The 19,179-nt window shown below is 38.5% G+C and carries 16 protein-coding genes; 4 read left to right on the top strand and 12 right to left on the bottom strand.

What is annotated here, in order from left to right; genetic code table 11:
• Nucleotides 1-3: 3 nt before the first annotated feature.
• On the bottom strand, nucleotides 4-3,510 hold the full coding sequence (locus BM102_RS00905; RefSeq protein WP_090478495.1) for a DNA polymerase III subunit alpha: 3,507 nt from the start codon (nucleotides 3,508-3,510) through the stop codon (nucleotides 4-6).
• Nucleotides 3,511-3,622: 112 nt separating this feature from the next.
• Nucleotides 3,623-5,422: an oligoendopeptidase F gene (gene pepF / locus BM102_RS00900; RefSeq protein WP_090477995.1), complete on the bottom strand. Its 1,800-nt coding sequence runs from the start codon at nucleotides 5,420-5,422 to the stop codon at nucleotides 3,623-3,625.
• A 133-nt stretch (nucleotides 5,423-5,555) separates the two neighbouring features.
• Between pepF and BM102_RS00895 the strand changes: the two genes are divergently transcribed.
• Nucleotides 5,556-5,918, top strand: coding sequence for a hypothetical protein (locus tag BM102_RS00895; protein ID WP_090394980.1), 363 nt, complete (start codon nucleotides 5,556-5,558; stop codon nucleotides 5,916-5,918).
• Nucleotides 5,919-6,016: 98 nt separating this feature from the next.
• Here the strand turns inward: BM102_RS00895 and BM102_RS00890 are convergent, their stop codons facing one another.
• Entirely contained in the window at nucleotides 6,017-7,552 is a 1,536-nt protein-coding gene (locus BM102_RS00890) for a DHH family phosphoesterase (protein WP_081821978.1), read from the bottom strand.
• A gap of 246 nt (nucleotides 7,553-7,798) precedes the next feature.
• Here BM102_RS00890 and BM102_RS00885 point away from each other — a divergent pair, with 246 nt between their 5' ends.
• Nucleotides 7,799-9,010: an EAL domain-containing protein gene (locus BM102_RS00885; RefSeq protein ID WP_090477992.1), complete on the top strand. Its 1,212-nt coding sequence runs from the start codon at nucleotides 7,799-7,801 to the stop codon at nucleotides 9,008-9,010.
• 12 nt (nucleotides 9,011-9,022) lie between these two features.
• Here the strand turns inward: BM102_RS00885 and BM102_RS00880 are convergent, their stop codons facing one another.
• Nucleotides 9,023-9,373, bottom strand: a complete 351-nt coding sequence (locus BM102_RS00880) for a DUF3783 domain-containing protein (protein WP_143085445.1) — start codon at nucleotides 9,371-9,373, stop codon at nucleotides 9,023-9,025.
• A gap of 145 nt (nucleotides 9,374-9,518) precedes the next feature.
• Here BM102_RS00880 and BM102_RS00875 point away from each other — a divergent pair, with 145 nt between their 5' ends.
• Nucleotides 9,519-9,938, top strand: a complete 420-nt coding sequence (locus BM102_RS00875; RefSeq protein ID WP_044935629.1) for a hypothetical protein — start codon at nucleotides 9,519-9,521, stop codon at nucleotides 9,936-9,938.
• A 55-nt stretch (nucleotides 9,939-9,993) separates the two neighbouring features.
• Here BM102_RS00875 and BM102_RS00870 read toward each other — a convergent pair whose 3' ends face one another.
• The 7 genes from BM102_RS00870 to BM102_RS00840 form a co-directional block, all read right to left on the bottom strand.
• Complete coding sequence (locus tag BM102_RS00870) at nucleotides 9,994-10,575, bottom strand: 4Fe-4S binding protein (RefSeq protein WP_090477988.1); 582 nt, start codon at nucleotides 10,573-10,575, stop codon at nucleotides 9,994-9,996.
• Nucleotides 10,568-10,780, bottom strand: coding sequence for a 4Fe-4S binding protein (locus BM102_RS00865; protein ID WP_090477986.1), 213 nt, complete (start codon nucleotides 10,778-10,780; stop codon nucleotides 10,568-10,570). The genes BM102_RS00870 and BM102_RS00865 overlap by 8 nt, the downstream gene beginning before the upstream one ends.
• A gap of 158 nt (nucleotides 10,781-10,938) precedes the next feature.
• Complete coding sequence (gene cooS, locus BM102_RS00860) at nucleotides 10,939-12,987, bottom strand: anaerobic carbon-monoxide dehydrogenase catalytic subunit (RefSeq protein WP_090477984.1); 2,049 nt, start codon at nucleotides 12,985-12,987, stop codon at nucleotides 10,939-10,941.
• A 15-nt stretch (nucleotides 12,988-13,002) separates the two neighbouring features.
• Nucleotides 13,003-13,776, bottom strand: coding sequence for an ABC transporter ATP-binding protein (locus BM102_RS00855; RefSeq protein ID WP_044935621.1), 774 nt, complete (start codon nucleotides 13,774-13,776; stop codon nucleotides 13,003-13,005).
• Nucleotide 13,777: 1 nt separating this feature from the next.
• On the bottom strand, nucleotides 13,778-14,536 hold the full coding sequence (locus BM102_RS00850; RefSeq protein ID WP_090477981.1) for an ABC transporter permease: 759 nt from the start codon (nucleotides 14,534-14,536) through the stop codon (nucleotides 13,778-13,780).
• A 10-nt stretch (nucleotides 14,537-14,546) separates the two neighbouring features.
• Nucleotides 14,547-15,497: an ABC transporter substrate-binding protein gene (locus tag BM102_RS00845; protein WP_090477978.1), complete on the bottom strand. Its 951-nt coding sequence runs from the start codon at nucleotides 15,495-15,497 to the stop codon at nucleotides 14,547-14,549.
• A 127-nt stretch (nucleotides 15,498-15,624) separates the two neighbouring features.
• On the bottom strand, nucleotides 15,625-17,331 hold the full coding sequence (locus BM102_RS00840; RefSeq protein WP_242942885.1) for an FAD-dependent oxidoreductase: 1,707 nt from the start codon (nucleotides 17,329-17,331) through the stop codon (nucleotides 15,625-15,627).
• Between the two features lie 140 nt (nucleotides 17,332-17,471).
• Here BM102_RS00840 and BM102_RS00835 point away from each other — a divergent pair, with 140 nt between their 5' ends.
• Nucleotides 17,472-17,807, top strand: a complete 336-nt coding sequence (locus BM102_RS00835; protein WP_049960295.1) for a winged helix-turn-helix transcriptional regulator — start codon at nucleotides 17,472-17,474, stop codon at nucleotides 17,805-17,807.
• A 12-nt stretch (nucleotides 17,808-17,819) separates the two neighbouring features.
• Here BM102_RS00835 and BM102_RS00830 read toward each other — a convergent pair whose 3' ends face one another.
• Nucleotides 17,820-19,148, bottom strand: a complete 1,329-nt coding sequence (locus tag BM102_RS00830; protein WP_090477972.1) for an MATE family efflux transporter — start codon at nucleotides 19,146-19,148, stop codon at nucleotides 17,820-17,822.
• Between the last annotated feature and the right edge of the window lie 31 nt (nucleotides 19,149-19,179).

Here is a 19,179-nt window from a genome sequence, read left to right as displayed (position 1 = left end):
AAATTAATACCTTCTAGAGGCAAATTGAACCTTTTTATTTACAACCTTTACGTTTGCTTCTCCAAATTTCTCGTAAAGGATTTCGAGATTCTCTGATGTTGCACCTATTCCCCAGTTGTCTGGCATACGCTTTACTGCCTTTTCCTCGGTTAAATAGATAACCATATTATCGTTGCCATCCATACTGCGAATTGTGTCAGAAAGAAGCTGTTCCTTGGAATCATACTCAGCCTTATTGCTAAACTGAATCCAGATTTCTCGCTTGCAATCGTCAAAGCTCTTTATATCCTGGCAAATGATTTTAGCATCCTTTTCTTCTTCCGCCTGAACTCGGCCACTTATAAAGACTTTATTATTCTCTGCGATTAGTGAGCGAGCTGGCTCAAAGCTATTAGGGAATACAATTACTTCCACCTGACCTGTAAGATCTTCCAAAGTAATAAATGCCATAGCCTTGTTGTTTTTAGTGTACTTAATCGTTACATCTGTAATCATTCCACCTACGACAACAGTTTTATTATCCTCTACCTTTGCCATTCCTGTTTCGTCATCAACCAGGAATTCACTGGCATGGGCTGTAACATTTTTCTCAAGAAGTGAAATGTAATCATCAAGTGGATGACCACTTACATATACACCCATCAGCTCTTTCTCAAAGGCTAGCAGCATTTCCTTATCGAATTCCTCAACAGGTGGTAATGAGATTTTCAAATCTTCCTTTTGCTCTTCACTGGCAAAATCAAAAAGAGACATCTGACCATCTATCTCATTTTTCTTTTTGCTATTCATGGAATCCAAAATGCTTGGGAAAATCATGCATTTTTGTCTTCGGTTTCCATCAAGAGAATCAAGTGCTCCTGATTTGATAAGATTTTCAATGGTTCGTTTGTTGGCATCATATTTGCTAACACGATCTATAAAGTTTTCCAAATCATGGTATGGTCCATTCTTTTCACGCTCATATTTGATTGCGTCGATTGTAGGACGACCAACAGATTTAATTGCATATAAGCCATATCGAATGCTCTTGCCATCTACAGAGAAACGGCCATCTCCATAATTAACATCTGGAGGAAGAACTTCGATTCCTGAAGAACGGCATACGCCAATGTATTCTGCAACCTTTCCACTGGCATCAATAACTGATGTCATAAGGGCTGCCATAAATTCGATTGGATAATACTTTTTCAAATATGCTGTCTGCAAGGCAACTACAGCATAGGCAGCAGCATGTGATTTGTTGAAGGCATACTTAGCGAAATCAACCATGTGGTCGTAAATTCCATTGGCAACCTGGCTTGATATGCCATTTGCACCACATCCTGGAATCTTTGTAATCTTGCCAGTGATATGGTTTTCGATTTGACCACCATTAACGAAAATCTCGCGGTTCTCTTCGATGACATACTGCTTCTTTTTACTCATGGCACGACGGATTTCATCGGCACCACCAAGTGAATATCCAGCCAAAGACTGAACGATTTGCATAACCTGCTCCTGATATACGATACAGCCGTAGGTAGGAGCAAGGATTGGCTCTAATTCTGGGCATTCATACACAATACCCTCCTGGTTATTCTTACCCTTGATGTAATTAGGGATGAAATCCATAGGGCCTGGTCGATATAATGAAATACCGGCTATAACATCTTCGATTGAATGAGGCTTTAGCTCCTTCATGAAGTTCTTCATACCGGTAGATTCAAGCTGGAAAACACCCTCGCATTTACCAGCAGAAATCATTTCCATAACGCCCTGGTCATTATAATCAATATTATCTATATCAAGCTTGATGCCGTGGTTCTTTTCTACTAGCTTCACCGCATCATTAATAACTGTAAGAGTACGAAGGCCAAGGAAATCCATCTTTAGAAGTCCAAGCTCTTCGATAGTGGTCATGACAAACTGTGTAACGATAGTGCCGTCACCACCTCTTGAAAGAGGCACGTACTCATCCATTGGCTTTCCGGCAATAACAACACCTGCTGCATGCATACCAGTGTTTCGTGGAAGGCCTTCAAGAGTACGAGCAACATCGATAAGATTCTTGATTTGATCATCTGCATCATACATGGCCTTAAGGTCACGATTCATTTCAAGTGCCTTGTCCAAAGTGATGCCCAAATCCATAGGAATCATTTTGGCAATGGAATCCACATATCCATATGGCAAATCCATTACACGTCCTACGTCGCGGATAACACCACGAGCCTTTAATGTACCGAAGGTAACAATCTGGGTTACGCAGTCTTTGCCGTATTTTTCAATAACGTAATCGATTACTTCTGAACGACGCTCGTAGCAGAAGTCAATATCTATATCGGGCATGGATACACGCTCTGGGTTAAGGAAACGCTCAAACACCAGGCTGTATTTGATTGGGTCGATATTAGTGATTCCTGTAGTGTAGCTGACAAGTGAACCTGCTGCAGATCCACGTCCTGGACCTACAGGAATACCATGGGTTCTGGCATAGTTGATGAAATCCCAAACAATAAGGAAGTAATCAACGTATCCCATATTTTTAATAACATTTAATTCATATTCAAGACGAGACTTAAGGCTTTCTGCCTTGTCACCATAACGACGATCCAATCCCTCATAGCAAAGCTTGTTCAGATATGTCCATGAATCGTAGCCTTCCGGAACTTCGAAATGAGGAAGCTTTGTCTCACCGAAAACGATTTCCACATGACATCTATCTGCAATTTCCTGTGTACGATAAACCGCTTCCTTTGCATAAGGGAAAAGCTCTAGCATTTCTTCTTCTGATTTGACATAGAACTCGTCTGTCTCAAAACGCATTCTATCCACATCCTGAAGCTTTTTACCTGTTTGGATACAAAGTAGCACATCATGGCTTGCTGCATCCTCTTTATTTGTGTAGTGGCAGTCGTTTGTAGCAACTAAAGGGATGCCTGTCTCCTTTGAAAGACGAAGTAATCCCTGGTTAACAGTTTTCTGTTCATCAATACCATGGTCCTGAAGCTCAAGGAAATAATTATCCTTTCCGAAGGTGTCACGGTATTTAATAGCAACATTTTTTGCATCATCGTATAATCCACGGGCAAGAAGTCTTGCCACCTCGCCTGCAAGGCAGGCAGATAAGCAAATAATACCCTCGTGATATTTCTGGAGAGTCTCAAAATCCACACGTGGCTTATAGTAGTATCCATCTACAAAACCTGCAGAAACGATTTTTATGAGATTTTGATATCCTTCGTTATTTTCTGCAAGCAAAATAAGATGGTAGTATCTATCCTCTCCCTGAACTCGCTCTCTGTCGAAACGAGAACCAGGAGCGACATAGACCTCACATCCTAATACAGGATTGATTCCTGCTGCTTTACATTCTTTATAAAAATCGATAACACCATACATTACTCCATGATCTGTGATGGCTGCTGCGGTCATACCCATGTCCACGCATTTCTTAACATATGACTTAATCTTATTAGAACCATCCAGAAGAGAATATTCCGTATGTGTATGTAGATGAACAAAACTCATAAAAACCTCTAGTCCGTCTGTTACGTTTACAAGCATGCTATTACTCCGCTCGATAACACATCTCGCTTGAGTAACAGCATAGCTTGTTAACTACAGACTCCTCTATATTTTTTTATTCGACGAGCAACGATAGCTCCTCCACGATTTCACCCATCTTTGCTAACGCAGCTTCGATTGGGGCTGGTGTGGTGAGGTCAACGCCTGCTATTTTAAGAAGCTCAACTGGTGCATCGGTGCAACCTGATGACAGGAACTTCTTGTAGCGAGCCACTGCTGGCTCTCCTTCTGTAAGAATCATTTCTGCAATAGCTACTGCTGCGCAGAATGATGTAGCATACTGATAAACATAGAAATTGTAGTAAAAGTGAGGTATGCGAGCCCACTCGTAAGCTATCTCTGGGTCAGAAATCATATCCGAACCATAATAACGCTCATTTATGTCCTTATATATGGTCGACAGATTTTCTGCATTCAAACTGTCTCCATTTTCTACCATTTCGTTTGTGATTTTTTCAAACTCTGCAAACTGAGTCTGACGATAAACAGTACCCTTAAAGCTATCCAGATAATGATTTAAAAGATATGCTCTCTCCTTTTTATCTGTACAGTTTTTAAGTAAATACTCTAAAAGTAAAATCTCATTACAGGTTGAAGCTACCTCTGCAACAAAAATTTTGTAGTTTGAATAGATGTATGGCTGTGCACTATTTGAATAGTGGCTATGCATTGAATGTCCCATTTCATGAGCTGTTGTAAACATATCATCAAATGTATCGTTGTAATTTAAAAGCATGTATGGATGGCAGCCATATGCTGTTGCAGAATAAGCACCACCCTGCTTTCCTTTATTTTCATATACATCAATCCAACGATTTGCAAATCCTTCTTTTAGAAGTTCTACATAATCATCTCCAAGAACTGCAAGTGCTTTGCAGATAGTCTCCTGGGCCTCTTTATAAGTAACCTTTTTAGCAACGTCTGAAATCATTGGTGTGTAGATATCGTACATATGAAGCTCATCAACACCAAGGCACTTCTTCCGAAGCGATACATACGCATGAAGCTTGTCTAGATTAGCGTTTACTGTCTTAACCAGGTTTTCATAAACTTCTGGTGAAACATTATTTGCATCTACTGCCGCTTCAAGATTTGAAGAATATCCCCTTACTCTTGAATGAAATACTCTCTGTTTAACCTCTCCACTGTATGAAGATGCCAATGTATTTATGTAATCCTTCATTGTGTCGTAGTATGCCTTAAAAGCATCTTCTCTGACACGTCTATTTGCTGACATCAAAAATGGAACAAATCGTCCGTGTGTAAGCTCTACCTCTTCCCCATCTTCGTCTTTGATGGTAGGGAATTTCATATCAACATTTGTAAATGCTTCGTACACCTCTGATGCAGTGTTGGACATCTCCGCTGTCATAGCTACAACTTTTTCCATTTCTGCCGAAAGTGTGTGAGCCTTTAATCTTTGAACTTCTTTTATTTGCTTCTTATATAAATCGAGCTTTGGCTCTTTGTTATAGAACTCTTCCAGCTTTGATTCATCACAAGCTAGAATCTCTGGGTCGATAAACGAAACATCAGAACTAATCTTTGCCATAATGCTGAATATCTTCTGATTCATGCTTTGATGAAGTGTATTGCCTTGGTCCTCATCGAAAAGACGTGCTTCATAGTTGTATGCAAACTCTAGCTTTTCAGAAATGAAGGCTGAAAGCTCAAGCACCTGCAAAAGAGTATCTGCGCTTTCGCAAACTCTACCTTCAAACTTAACAAGTTCTTCTGTTTTGCCAAGAATAACCTTTATATCTTCTTCCCAGTCGCTGTCGCTGGAATACATATCCTTAAGATTCCATGTATCTTCAACATTAACCTGATTTCTTGTAAGTAACTCCTTTGCCATTCCATTATCCTCCGTCTAAACCCACTGAATCTTTCACTATTCTATCACAGATTATTCAAAGATACATTGTATTATAAAAATGTTCCCACCGGGAAATGACGATAAAAATTATCATAATTTATAGGAGGATTCCATGGATAGCCGCGAGGATTTAATCAAGGGACTAAGCCAAGCAATGAATGGCAACAAAGAAGACGAACTAGGTCGTCAGTTTTTTGCAGATACAAACACATTAAGAACAGGTGCTGCTGGTGGAAACGTAGAAGTCAGTGTCCTTGTTTCAAAAGCTGAATTTGGAAGAATTGCAAGTGGCGTTTCTAAATATCACGTAACAGACCGCCGCGGAATTGAAGACGGTAACGACATCACATTTAATGAAGTAGAAGCTGATGGCTTTACTCAGACAGGCCACAAGCTTACAAAACGTGTACTTGATGTAAAATCATATTTACAGATTAGTGGTCTTAAGGAAGGCTATTATATCGTAGCTTTTTAATCAAGTGCATTTGCTACTTGAAGCTAAGAGCTTCAGGTAACTTATTATAAAAGGGCTCTGGAGACCTCCCAGTTTAGTTGGAATCCAGAGCCCGATTTTTATATTTTTTCGTATGTGTCGCCGAAAATACTTCTTTCTATTATGTATACATCTGATTTATCTGTAGCGGAAACAGCCATGTAGTCGCCAGGCTTACCAAGATAATAATGCTCTGGGTCCCACTTGGTGAATACCTTTGTGCGGACATTTACTTCCTTTGCATATATCTCACTTGTGCCCACTGAAATACAACTGTGTGCACATGGCAATAGCTCTCTGCTTATGCCTCTGTCTACATCTTTTATTGTAGGCTGATAGTTTCCAGGATAAACATATTCTTCATCAGAAATTTCATATTTCTTTACAAATGTATCCCATGTCATAGGATAAACCTCACCCTTAATACCAATGGCGATAACTGTATCCTCCTGGATTTCAAGCTCCACATCACCCTCTAAAGTACGAATGACACATCTGCTTGATGCTGGAAGAATATCTGTAGCCTTAACATATCCTACATGGAGACGCTTCTTTTTATATTTAGCCATGCCTTTAGTATTGGCAATATAATTATCTGTATAGATTATTTCGTTGTCCTTGAAGTATTCCTTCATGCGCTCTCTGAAGAACTGCTGAATAGCTGGCGCTGTGTACTCCATCTCCTGGAGTTCCAAAAGAGAACGACGAATCTGTCCACCAGCTTTTATCAGATGGCCACCGCCATCACCGACACCTGCGCAGATAAATCTGGCAAGCTCATCAGCCTTTACTTCTTTTATGCAGCTTCGTACAGAAATCTTTACACCACCTTCGTGGATAGAATATACGAGGCAGCAGTGAACATCCTCTACTTCCAGAAGCATATCTGAAATAATACCTAGAACATTAGGATCACATGGATCCGATTTTACGATTGAGTAATGATTATCACTGTAATATTCTGAGCCAAGCAGAGCAATTCCTGCAATTCTAAGCTCAGCCTGGGAAATATTTGAATTTCTAAACTTTGTGATGATAGACGCACTGTACTTTAACTCATCTCGCATATCCATATCTAATGGATGGTGAAGCTCCGAGAAATTGTTACTGTCTGTCATCAAGCCATAATAAAGAGCAGTCGCAAGCTTAACATCGTCGTTAGCATCGTAGCCTGCTTCTCTAAGCATATCCCATACAACTGTAGCACAGCTGGCCTGATATGAACGGACTTCAGCCAACTCTGGGAGCTCATTTGCAACCTGATGATGGTCTATTATTGCAATATTCTTAGCCTTAAACTGCTGAATATTACCTTCACCATACTGGCTGTCAACTGTAACAAGCACATCTGGCAATCCTTCCTTATCTATTCCAAGGAGTTCATTTAACTGCTCCTGATAGCGTACATGATGAATTCGAATATCCAAATCTTCGATCATAAGTCTCAGATTACTCTTAGATATTTCAAAATTACCACCATAAACAAATCGAGCATGTTTGCCATTTGACTTTAAATATTTCATGACAGCATAACCAGATGCAAGAGCGTCTGCATCGGGATTATTGTGGCATTGCACTATGATATTATCGAATTTTAATAATTGTTCTAGCTTCATAGAAACTATTATATAGTTTTAATTATTAAAATAAAAGAACTATCTCCTCAATAGTCTAATAATTGTCTTTTTTCTCAATTATGAAAACTGTACACTTCGGGCTCAGTTTCCTGACAACTTATTGCAATTTTGTACAAACATTGAATTTTCAAGGCTTATGGCAACTTTTTTCGTTGACAGTTCCAATACGTGACATTATAATCTGTTTTTGTTTCTATCAATCTTTTTATAACGTTTTAAGAAAAAATGGATAATCAAATACTATTAGAAAATATTATTGCAGCGATCGAAAACGGTGAGCTTCAAGCATATTATCAGCCACAGTACAATGCTAAAAAAGGAGTTGTCGGAGGGGCAGAAGCCCTTGTCAGATGGGTAAAGCCAGACGGCACTATTGTCTTACCAAAAGATTTCATTCCTATTTTAGAAGAAAACGGCCAGCTTTCTGTTGTAGATTGGTTTATTGCTGAGGAAGCTTGTAAAACCATCAAGCTACTAAAAAGCAGAGCTGTTAGAATAAGTGTTAATTTCGGAAGAGAACATGCTCATGATTCTCAATTCATAGAAAAGCTAGACAAACTTGTAGAAACCTACGACATTGATAAATCTTTATTAGGTGTTGAGATCACTGAATCTGACGTAGCAACGGACAAGCAGGATGTTATCGAATGGGTTAACAAAATTGTTGCTGCTGGTTACGCAGTTTCAATCGATGATTTTGGTTCTGGCATGTCTTCTCTTTCATTTGTAAAAGATGTCCCAGCAAAAATCCTTAAAATAGATAGATCTTTCCTGGCTGACAATTGTCAAACAGAACGTGGAAAGATGACTCTTGAATCAGTATTTTATTTTGCTCACAGACTTCACCTTCTTACAGTTGTTGAAGGTGTAGAAACCGAATCCCAGCTTCAGTTTATCAATACTTGCGATTGTGATTATATACAGGGCTTTATTTTCTCTAAGCCTCTTGAAAAAAGTGATTTCATTCGCATGTGCATTGAGGAAGCACCAGTTGAAATCGGTACAATGGAACCATTTGAAGAAGGTGCTGTTTTTGAGCAAGTTAAAATTCTAATTGATTCAGTATATAAAAAGTTTCAAATTATAAAGTTTGCAAATATAAGTAAAAACTCATATACATTTATGAGACATGAGAACTTTATAAATACAACTATCCCTGAAACAGGTTCTTACGATGAATGCCTAAGACGAATTGTGGCTGTCACCGTACCTGAATCACAAAAGGATGTTTTAAATGCTTTCAACAGAAAAAGCCTTCTTGAAGCATATAAGAATGGCGAAAAAAGGGTAATGCGAATTGTCAATCAAATAGACGAAAACAATGAAATCCACAAAATCGCCATTGAAGACTACTTCATGGAAAACGAAAGAAACAGCGATGTATATGTAGTGTCATTCATTCAGAATCTTGATTTTGAAGACGGAACATATGTATAAAAAAGGCAGGGCTTAATGTCCTGCCTCATTTACTAAATGGGAATATAAGTAGGTCAATGACCACTTTTTATTAATAGGTGTCACCATAGCTTTATAAACTATGGCTGGCGCCTTAGTTTGTTTATATGCATCTAAAAACACATCTAAATTGTCGCTTGTAAAGCCTTCAAAAAGCATAAGCTCTGAAATCATATCATTAGAGTCCTTCATAGGCTTTGGATTCTTAGCTGCTCCAATAATATACTCTACCGATTTATGAATATCATCCTTGGAAACGGAAACAAGCTCTGCGCCAACTGCACTACAGGCTTTGCTGGCTGCTGCTATTTTGTTGAACATCAAATTATAAACGTATACTTTCATAATTATGATTGTAAACAATTTATTGGGAGAAAGCTATATATTAACTATTTTTCTGTGATATTACTGTGATAATTTATTTGATGCCCTGTTCTCATGTTATGATGATTTTATAATCAATCGTAACTCATTATTTGCGAGGTAATCTATGGCTGTTAAATTTAAATATTGTAGAATCCAGGGAAAAGAATTGGCTGCCAACACCAAAACAGGAAAAGGCATTTTCAGTATGTTTAATCAAATGCTTACTGACGGTGTTATGGACGAAGAAGATGTTGGCCTCTTCAAGGAAATAGATGCCTGGTTTGCAGAAGAACTTCCTTGGCCTCCACAGTGCAAGCGCCAAGAAAAAGTCATCTGCTATTTCAAGATGGAAAATTCTGAAATGATGATGAAGATGATTAATCCACTTCTATGGCTACTTGAAAGATATAAGCATCCATACTATGTTGTATATACGAATTTTCCAGGTGAAATTGTTTACGAAGACGAATACCAAATCGTTGTAAAGGTAGACGAAAACGTTGTTATCGAGGATGTACAGGCAAGCTGGTCACCTGAGGACTAAGTTATGTCTAAACTGCTTATATAAAAAAAAGCGGCCACAATTGGCCGCCTAAGCATTACTTAGCTTTTATCTTACATATTCCCTGAGTCATTGTTCCCATAGGGCAGAATGAACACCAGGTTCTTTCCTTGTATAAAACCATCACAATTAGCCCGATTAATGTGGATGTTAGCATTAGACTATAAAATCCAAAGCCGAACTGAGCAACCCAATCAGGGAAAATGCTTCCATTGTATGCCCATTTCCAAGGCACCTTGAAGGTCCAGAATAACTTGATAGCTTTTCTAAGAGTTCCTGCTCCTGAAAATACTAGGTATGTCTGGAATATCATTGTTCCAAACATAGTCATGAAGAATGTCAAGAAGCCGTATCTAAACCATTTTGATGAAAGCCACTTTGGTGCTGTCTTCTGTCTAGAAAATTTTAAATTTCTTCCCAACACCCAGAACAACTGACCTCTTCCGCACATATTGTTGCAGAACCATTTATTTCCACCTACTATTGCAAAAATAAGTGGAAGAATAAAATCTATTAATCCTAACCACGCAAATAGGATATTAAAAAATCCAAGTGCAAAATAAATAATCGACCATATCCAAAGGTAGCTATACCAAGGATTCTTCTTTGTCTTAGCCATTTGCCACCTCCGAATCTACGTCTTCTAATTTAATTGCGTCTGCTGGACATGCCTTCTTGCATATTCCACATCCTACGCATTTGATTGCATCGACAACTGCATAGCAACCTTTATAAATACTAATCGCATCCCTTGGACACTGTAGTGCACAAACACCGCAGGCCACGCAGATGCTTTTAACCGGGTTCGCCTTCCTTTTTGCCATTTCCTATAACTCTCTTTTCTTTATCAAAACCTAATATAGTTCTATTCTCAGCTGATAGGTTTAGTATACGTGGTATATAAAATATATCAAGTACGCAGATTTTATTAACCTAGTAAGAAAAATCTGATTAGAGAGTTGTGCTCACCGGCCGATTAAATTTAAATAGTAGTATATCCTAAAGCCTTTCGTTTCTCTTTCAAATCCGCAACAATCTGATTTCCCAATGCTACCGGATCAGTATTCACATTCATTGTGGAACCTAATAACTCCTTTGTTCCATATTTCAAAAACTCAATTACGTTTTTAGAACCGTATATAGGTGCTTCCACACAATGATATGAACTTATTCCATTTAATCTGAAGCCTAAAGCTGCATCTATTCCCTTTTCATTTCCCCATTCAGGTGAAGCAAATGCAAAAGGAAGTTCATACATATTTTTTCCTAGCTCATTTGCTATTCCTGCAAATATTCCGCTGGAGCGTGTGTTGTCTATACACTCGCCAACATGCCACACTGGTGGCAAATCCGGCTCCAAGAAACTTTTCAAGTTCTCTCCTGCTTTATCTTTTCCAGATATTGCACAATATCCCAGTTTCATAAGTGGAAATGATGCGCAACCATTTGTTATTATCAGCACATTATTTTTCAGCAATACATCTGCAACATCTACTATACATTTCTCATACAACACCTTTGGATTATTGCAGCCAACCATGTTAACAACACCTAAAATTTGACCCGATTTTATGGCTTCTGCAAGAGGTTTCATGCTGCCAAATCTTTTATGAATATATTCAACCGAAAAGCCTACCTCCGCTTCCACTTCATAAGGTGGAATATAAACAGGTATCCCCTTTCGTGCTTCAAAGCTTTCAATTCCTCTTAAAACTATTTTTTCAGCTAGTTCCTTTGTCTGGGCCAGATTACTATGGTGATGATCATATTCATATCTTTCTGCTCCTGGAAGTCTTGCGGAATCACTGGTTGTAATTACTGTTGTCTTAAAGCAATTGGCCACATCCATAATCGCTGGAAATACATCCTGAACATCAGCCACCCATAAATCCAAAGCTCCTGTTCCAAGTACAAGCTCCGCTGAAACTGCATTAGACAATGGAATAACTCCGCTTTCTCGATACATAGCAGAAAGCCCTGAACAGCATATACCGTAAAAACGAATTCCTTTAGCACCTTTTGACTTTGCCAGCTCTATCATATCTTCCCGCTTTCCGGCTTCCACTATTTGGCTGACCAAAACAGGCAGATGACCATGTACCGCAATATTTACATATCCCTTTTCTAAAGCACCGATATTTACTTTTGAAGTTACTCTATCCCCTACTCCAAACAATGAGTCCGTAGCAATTGACGCCCCCACTACTCCTGAAAAAGTGAATGCTAAGCCACATCGCAAAAGCTGCTGCATAATGCTTCTCCAATCTCCATCGGTGCCACACCCAGATTTGTGATAAGCCTCAAACACTTCGTGATATGCGCTAATTGGAAGAATATCCAATTCCTCCCATACCTTTTGTCTCTCAGGAACAGCGCATGCAGTTATTGTTTTGTATTCATCAGGAACGGTTCTAGATAAATCTTCCAGCAAAGCATTTGCTAAATCCTTAGCCACGTTTTTTAACTGTCTATTTTTTTGTTTTATTCCAAATGCTTCTGCTGTACTACGTATCTTTTGTTCTCCAAGTATTGGAATATCTAATTCTCCCTCCGCCGCCTTCTTCAGTGCCAACATCACTTCTCTTGCATGCATTCCATGTTGTGCAGCACCTGCCGCAGCTGACCTTAGAAGGTTTCTCGCAACTATCAAATCTGCGTCTGCTCCGCAAACTCCCTTAGGCGATTTTTGAGTTATTCTACATGGGCCCATATTACAAATTTTGCAACATGTACCACATAGGCCAAAATTGCATTGAGGCTTCTGAGCATCAAACCTGTCAAAGGTTGTATCTATACCCAGTTGCTCCATACGCAGTAGCATCTCTCTTACTGCAGGATCTGGCGTTTGCTCGATTACATCCTGTTTGGTTGGAAATGTTTTTCTATACTCTGCTACTGCATTCATATAGTCTCTAGTAAAATCTCCCTCTTCCTCGCCATCATGATGACTGGCCTTCAAGGTCACTGTTGGTATTCCATGTTCGTCGAAGCCAATTAAATTTCTATGTGAATGTATATGTGTGTGACTCATTTCCAACTCCTTTTATTATATGTTATATTCAATGAATTCCTTGTTCTTCATATTTAACAGATCAAATACTTTATCTCGAACTAACAAAAAATCTCCGCTTGTTCTATCTCTAAAATGATGCAATGGAACCTTCACAATCCCTTTTACCTTGCCAGGGTTCGATGACATTACCACTATCCTGTCAGCCAGATATACTGCCTCTTCGATGTCGTGCGTAACAAATATGATTGTTTTCTTTTCTGCCTTGCAAATATCTAAAATATCATCCTGTAGCTTTATCCTTGTAATTGCATCCAATGCGCCAAATGGCTCATCCATAAATAAAATGTCCGGTTCAACTGCAAGTGCTCTAGCTATGGCCACTCTTTGTTTCATTCCACCAGAAAGCTGTCTTGGATAACTTTGGGCAAACTTTTCAAGCTTTACCATTTCAAGATACTTTCTTGCTATTTCTTTGCGCAGGTTCTTTTCTACAGATTTTGACTCCAAACCAAGCTCCACATTTTGCTGTACTGTGCGCCAAGGCAGCAATCCATAGTTTTGAAATATGGTTACATTTCGAGTGCTTGGGGCAGTCACTTCCTCGCCTTGAATCGTTATGGTTCCTTCATTCACCAAATCAAAACCTGCTATTGCATTCAGCAAAGTACTTTTCCCGCAACCAGATGGACCAAGTAGACATATGAATTCTCCCTTTTCAATTTCTAAATTAACTCCCGACAATGCTCTATACACCTGGCCATTTTCGGTAAAGGTTTTTCCAGCATTTTCAATATGAATATAGGACATACTATTCACCTCCCCATACTCTAAGAATTCTTTTCTCCAATACTCCAAGTAGCCAGTCCAATGCCAGACCAATAAGACCTATAACAAATATTGTTGCCAGTAACATGTCTGCTCTCACATTATTTCTCGCATCGATTATTTGATATCCAAGACCTGATTGTGCACCAACCATTTCACCAGCTACAAGGAAAATCCATGCACTACCAAGCGCCACATGTATCGCATTTGCGATTTGAGGAAACACTGCTGGAAGTATAACCTTCCACATAAGCTGCGGTTGTTTTATACCAAAATTTTCTGCGACTCTAAAATATACATCATCCACTTTTCCCACTGCTGAAACTGTTGATAATAATACAGGAAAGAAAGCTGCAATAAATATAATTACAACTGCTGGCAAATCTCCTATTCCAAAAAGAAGCACCACAAATGGCATCCATGCTGTTGGTGAAATGGGACGTAATATTTGCAATAGCGGATTTATATATTTAAATATGTTAGGAAGACATCCTAAAACTAACCCCAAAAGAACAGCTATTATTACCGATAATCCATAGCCAATTACAAATCTACCTATGCTTGTCAAAAATGATTCTAAAAGTTGACCTGACATAACCATTTCAAGCAACGCCGTTATCGCCATACCAGGAGATGGAAATAATGCAGAACTATAATTGCTAAAGTTGAAAGCTAGTTGCCATACCCCAATCAGCAAAGCAATCGATACAACCACATACCTCAAAGATAATAATTTCTTCATCCTACAGTCCTCAAAATTCATTCCACACAAACTCAGAATAGCTTGGTGGATTATCTAACAATCCGTACTCAATTACCTTTTCTGATAGCTGATCATACATTTCCTCTGTGATTTCCAAATCGTCATATGAAATCCATTCAAGTGAAATGTCTAAGACCTCATCCGTCTGATTAAGATATTTTTCTGCCACGGTTTTAGCCTGCTCAGTTGTTAAGTTTTCTCCTGCAGTTTTATATCCATCCACAAAAGCTTTTGCTGTCTCACTATTATTCTCTATGAAGCTGTCAGTAAGAACCAATGCACAGCATACTGAATCTTCCCAAAGCTCATTTGATTCATATAAAACTTTTCCAGCACCAATTGAAACACCCATAGCACCAAATGGCTCAGCTACGCAATATCCATCAATGGTTCCGGCGGCAAGAGCTGATGGCATTTCAGTAGGTGCCAACTCAACAATCTCAACATCATCTATTGTTAAACCATTCTCTGCCAAGGCATCATTTACTAGAATATTGTGGGACGATTGTCTATGTGGTATTGCAATAGTTTTCCCCTTCAAATCTGCACCATCTTCAATATCATTTGAAACAACAATTACATTTCCGTCTTTATGCCCCAACGCAACTGCCTTTATTCCAATCCCCTCTGCTTTTGATTTCATGGCTAATTCTATTAACACTGAAGCTCCGTCAACCTGACCGGAATTCAATGCATCTAGTAGCTCAGGCCAAGAACCATACTTTACGAGTTCCACATTAATCTCATTATTCTCAGCCAACTCTTCTGCTTCCTCCAATACCGCAAGCGAATGTGTTATTGGTAAATAAGCAATTTTAACAGTTTCGGCTTCATCCTCAGATATGTTTTCTTCTTTAGCTGCACTTACCTGATTGCTACCGCATGCTGTAAATGCCAATAACATGCAACTAATCAGTGTTATCAATATGTTTTTCTTCATTATTCCCACCTCCATTTTTACGAAATAATATAATTTTAATTACCTATCAAGTCAATAGGTTTTAAGCATAATAAAAAACTATACCAGGTTATCAATTATTTTTATAACCTGGTATAGTCCTATCTGCTTAATATTTACATACAAATTCCTGGCTAAATTCATCAGGATTTCTATGTGTAGACATGTACATTCTTGTTCCTGCTGGATAAACCTTTACATTTTCATATCCGTTGTTTTTAAGGATTCTTGCTGCATTGTAAGCTCGTACTCCGATTGCGCATACTACAATGTATTTCTTATTCTTATCTAGCTCATCGAGTCTGCCTCTAAGCTGTCCAAGAGGAATATTGATTGCGTTTTCATATGAATACATTGCAAGCTCGCCTGGCTCTCTTACATCAAGGATTGTAGCTTCCTTGTCTGTGTCTGGTTCGTTCCACTCTGCAATTTCTACTAATCCTGCTAAAACATTTTCAGCTACAAAGCCAAGCATATTTACAGGATCCTTTGCAGAAGAATATGGTGGTGCATATGCAAGTTCCATTTCAGTTAAGTCATACACAGAACCACCAAATCTGATAGCTGTTCCTAGTGTATCAATTCTCTTGTCTACACCTTCTTTTCCAACGATTTGAGCTCCGTAGATTTTGCTTCCATCCATTGAGAATACAAGCTTTAAAATCATTGGCTTTGCACCTGGGTAATACCCTGCATGCGAATTCTGTGTTACGATAATTGACTTGTAATCCTTGTCTTTTACCATGCCACGTCTATTGAGAGTCTTTTCATTTGCACCTGTTGCTGCAGCTGTTAAATCGAATACCTTAACAACAGAAGAACCCTGAGTTCCCTTATATGTTGAAAAAATGCCCGCAATATTATCTGCAACAATTCTTCCCTGCTTATTAGCTGGACCTGCAAGTGGCACCATTGTCTTGTCACCAAATACAAAGTCTGTTACCTCAACCACATCACCTGCTGCATAAATATGTGAATCAGATGTACGCATGTGATCGTCTACTACGATTCCGCCACGCTCGTTAAGTTCAAGTCCTGCCTCTTTTGCCAAAGCACTGTTTGGACGAACACCAATAGAAAGGATAACTAAATCAGCTGTTACGCTCTTTCCACTTGAAAGACTTACTGTTACTGCATTTCCCTGGTCCTCAAACTTTGCTACACCATCTCCAAGGATAAGGTCAACATTGTTAGCTCTAATGTTTTCATTTAAAAGTAATGCCATTTCATAATCGATTGGAGCCATGACCTGATTTGCAGCTTCTACAATAGTAACCTTCAAACCTAAAGCATGAAGGTTTTCTGCCATTTCAAGACCAATAAATCCTCCACCAACTACAACAGCTGTTTTAGCATTGTTGTCCTTGATATATGCTTTGATTTCATCTGTATCTGGAACTGTCCACAATGTTTTAACCTTATCTGAATCAATTCCTTCGATTCTAGGTCTGATTGGTGATGAGCCTGTAGCAATCACAAGATTATCGTATCTTTCCTGATACTCCTCACCATCATTCTTGCGAATAGCAATAGTCTGGTTAGCTCTATCAATAGAGATAACTTCATTGTTTTCTCTTACATCTATTTTAAAACGATTCTGCATTACCTGTTTTTTAGTAACAAGCAAATCTTCTCTATTTTGAATTACATCACCTACATGATAAGGTAATCCACAGTTTGCGTATGAAATGTACGCTCCTCTTTCAAGCAGAATAATTTCTTCATCTTCTTTTAATCTTCTAAGTCTTGCAGCTGCACTTGCACCAGCAGCAACACCGCCAATAATGACTGTTTTACCCATAATGTTTTGTTCCAACCTCCTTGGATTTTCTTTATCATAAAACTAATTAATTGCAATTCTCAGCTGATAGGTTTATTATATGTGGTACGAAAAATATATCAAGTACGCAGAAATTATTAACCTAGTAAGAAAAAACTGACTATGGAGGTAGATAAATGAGTAAGAAAGAACCACTTTGTGATAACATTGCCGGAGAAGATTGCGGCTTAAAGAAAGTATTAAATATAGTTGGCGGAAAATGGAAAATCATGATTCTCTGTGTGATTGATAAAGAGGAAGTCGTTCGTTACGGAGATTTGAGACGTTCTGTTTTTGGAATAACAAATACCATGCTCGCTACTTCGCTCAAGGAGCTTGAAGAAGCAAACATGGTAATAAGAACACAATATGATGAAATGCCAGTCAGAGTTGAATATTCCCTGACTGACAAAGCTAAAAGTATTATCCCTATTTTACTAGAGCTTAAAAGATGGGGTGAAAAGAATCTTTAATTTTCGAACGTTTTATATTTTCTCTTTTTTCCTAAGAATCATATATGCCACTACACATATAATTAGCTGAATGACGCCTCCAAGTGGGGCTGCAAGGCCCATTGGAAACAGAGTATCTGGATAATAAATTGATGCCAAATATGCTCCTGGTACTCTCATCAAAATAATTGATGCTACATTGTGAATAAAAGAAATGTATGAGTAGTTTGAAGCCACAAAAAATCCGCTGAAGCAGAAGTGGAATGAGGCAACTGTGCAATCAAATACATATGATTTGATATAGGATACGCCAAGTGCAACTACCACCATATCGTCAGTAAACATACCTATTACAGGACTTGCTATAAACTGGAATGCTATGGCAAAAACAAGACCAATTGATACCGCAATAGTCATGCCATAGAAGAGTGTTTTCCTTGCCAGAGGCTTGTCCCCTGCACCGATTGCCTGGGATGATATTGTTGAAATAGTTGATAGCATTGATGAAGGTACTAAGAATAGGAATGAAATAATCTTTTCTACGATACCAACTGCTGCAGATATTTCAACGCCTCGTGTATTTGCAATAATAGTGATAATTAAAAATGAAACCTGGATGAAACCATCCTGAAGACATACTGGAACGCCCACTCTTAGAATGCTTCCCAAAGTAGATTTATCAATTCGTAAATCCGTTTTAGAAATAGACACCAATTTCATTTTATAAATAGCGATAATGGAAATAAGGACGCTGAAAGCCTGAGCTATAATTGTAGCCCATGCTGCGCCAACAGCCTTCATTCCAAAGCCACCGATAAACAAATAATCCAACGCAATGTTGAAAACACAAGCAATTGCTATGAAAATCATTGGGCTTTTTGAATCCCCAAGACCTCTGAAAATCGCTGCAATTACGTTATATGCAACAATAAATGGAATGCCTGCAAAACAAACAATAAGATATGCTGTAGTTTCATCAACAGCTTCCACTGGAGTACTCATAACATAAACAATTGGATTCACTAAAGCCAGCAAAAGTACTGCTAATAATACAGCAACTATAGCAAATAAAACTATCGTATTTCCGATAGTCTTGGATATTTTAGCTCGGTCCTTAGCTCCTACATTTCTTGCAATCATAACAACAGAACCCATAGCAAGTCCCACGATCATAACCGTAATCATGTGCATTACCTGGGAACCGATTGATACACCTGATATAGATGCTGCTCCATTATACTGACCAACTATGAACAAATCCGCCATTCCATAGAGAGTCTGCAAAAAATAAGAGAGCAGAAAAGGCCCCGAGAAAATCATAATGTTTTTTAGTAAGCTTCCTTGTGTAAGATTCTTCTCCATTAGTTTATTCTCCTAACTAAATTTGGGCTCT

Source organism: Pseudobutyrivibrio sp. JW11, from assembly GCF_900115355.1.
GTDB lineage: Bacteria > Bacillota > Clostridia > Lachnospirales > Lachnospiraceae > Pseudobutyrivibrio > Pseudobutyrivibrio ruminis.
This window is presented reverse-complemented; position numbering and strand designations above follow the sequence as displayed.

What these genes read in the sequence shown, in the direction of transcription:
- BM102_RS00865 (WP_090477986.1), bottom strand. Translation starts at nt 10,780, where the DNA reads ATGGCAAAAAGGAAGGCGAACCCGGTTAAAAGCATCTGCGTGGCCTGC.
- BM102_RS00855 (WP_044935621.1), bottom strand. Translation starts at nt 13,776, where the DNA reads ATGTCCTATATTCATATTGAAAATGCTGGAAAAACCTTTACCGAAAAT.
- pepF (WP_090477995.1), bottom strand. Translation starts at nt 5,422, where the DNA reads ATGGCAAAGGAGTTACTTACAAGAAATCAGGTTAATGTTGAAGATACA.
- BM102_RS00880 (WP_143085445.1), bottom strand. Translation starts at nt 9,373, where the DNA reads ATGAAAGTATACGTTTATAATTTGATGTTCAACAAAATAGCAGCAGCC.
- BM102_RS00870 (WP_090477988.1), bottom strand. Translation starts at nt 10,575, where the DNA reads ATGGCTAAGACAAAGAAGAATCCTTGGTATAGCTACCTTTGGATATGG.
- BM102_RS00885 (WP_090477992.1), top strand. Translation starts at nt 7,799, where the DNA reads ATGGATAATCAAATACTATTAGAAAATATTATTGCAGCGATCGAAAAC.
- BM102_RS00875 (WP_044935629.1), top strand. Translation starts at nt 9,519, where the DNA reads ATGGCTGTTAAATTTAAATATTGTAGAATCCAGGGAAAAGAATTGGCT.
- BM102_RS00845 (WP_090477978.1), bottom strand. Translation starts at nt 15,497, where the DNA reads ATGAAGAAAAACATATTGATAACACTGATTAGTTGCATGTTATTGGCA.
- BM102_RS00830 (WP_090477972.1), bottom strand. Translation starts at nt 19,148, where the DNA reads ATGGAGAAGAATCTTACACAAGGAAGCTTACTAAAAAACATTATGATT.
- cooS (WP_090477984.1), bottom strand. Translation starts at nt 12,987, where the DNA reads ATGAGTCACACACATATACATTCACATAGAAATTTAATTGGCTTCGAC.
- BM102_RS00890 (WP_081821978.1), bottom strand. Translation starts at nt 7,552, where the DNA reads ATGAAGCTAGAACAATTATTAAAATTCGATAATATCATAGTGCAATGC.
- BM102_RS00835 (WP_049960295.1), top strand. Translation starts at nt 17,472, where the DNA reads ATGAGTAAGAAAGAACCACTTTGTGATAACATTGCCGGAGAAGATTGC.
- BM102_RS00850 (WP_090477981.1), bottom strand. Translation starts at nt 14,536, where the DNA reads ATGAAGAAATTATTATCTTTGAGGTATGTGGTTGTATCGATTGCTTTG.
- BM102_RS00895 (WP_090394980.1), top strand. Translation starts at nt 5,556, where the DNA reads ATGGATAGCCGCGAGGATTTAATCAAGGGACTAAGCCAAGCAATGAAT.
- BM102_RS00905 (WP_090478495.1), bottom strand. Translation starts at nt 3,510, where the DNA reads ATGAGTTTTGTTCATCTACATACACATACGGAATATTCTCTTCTGGAT.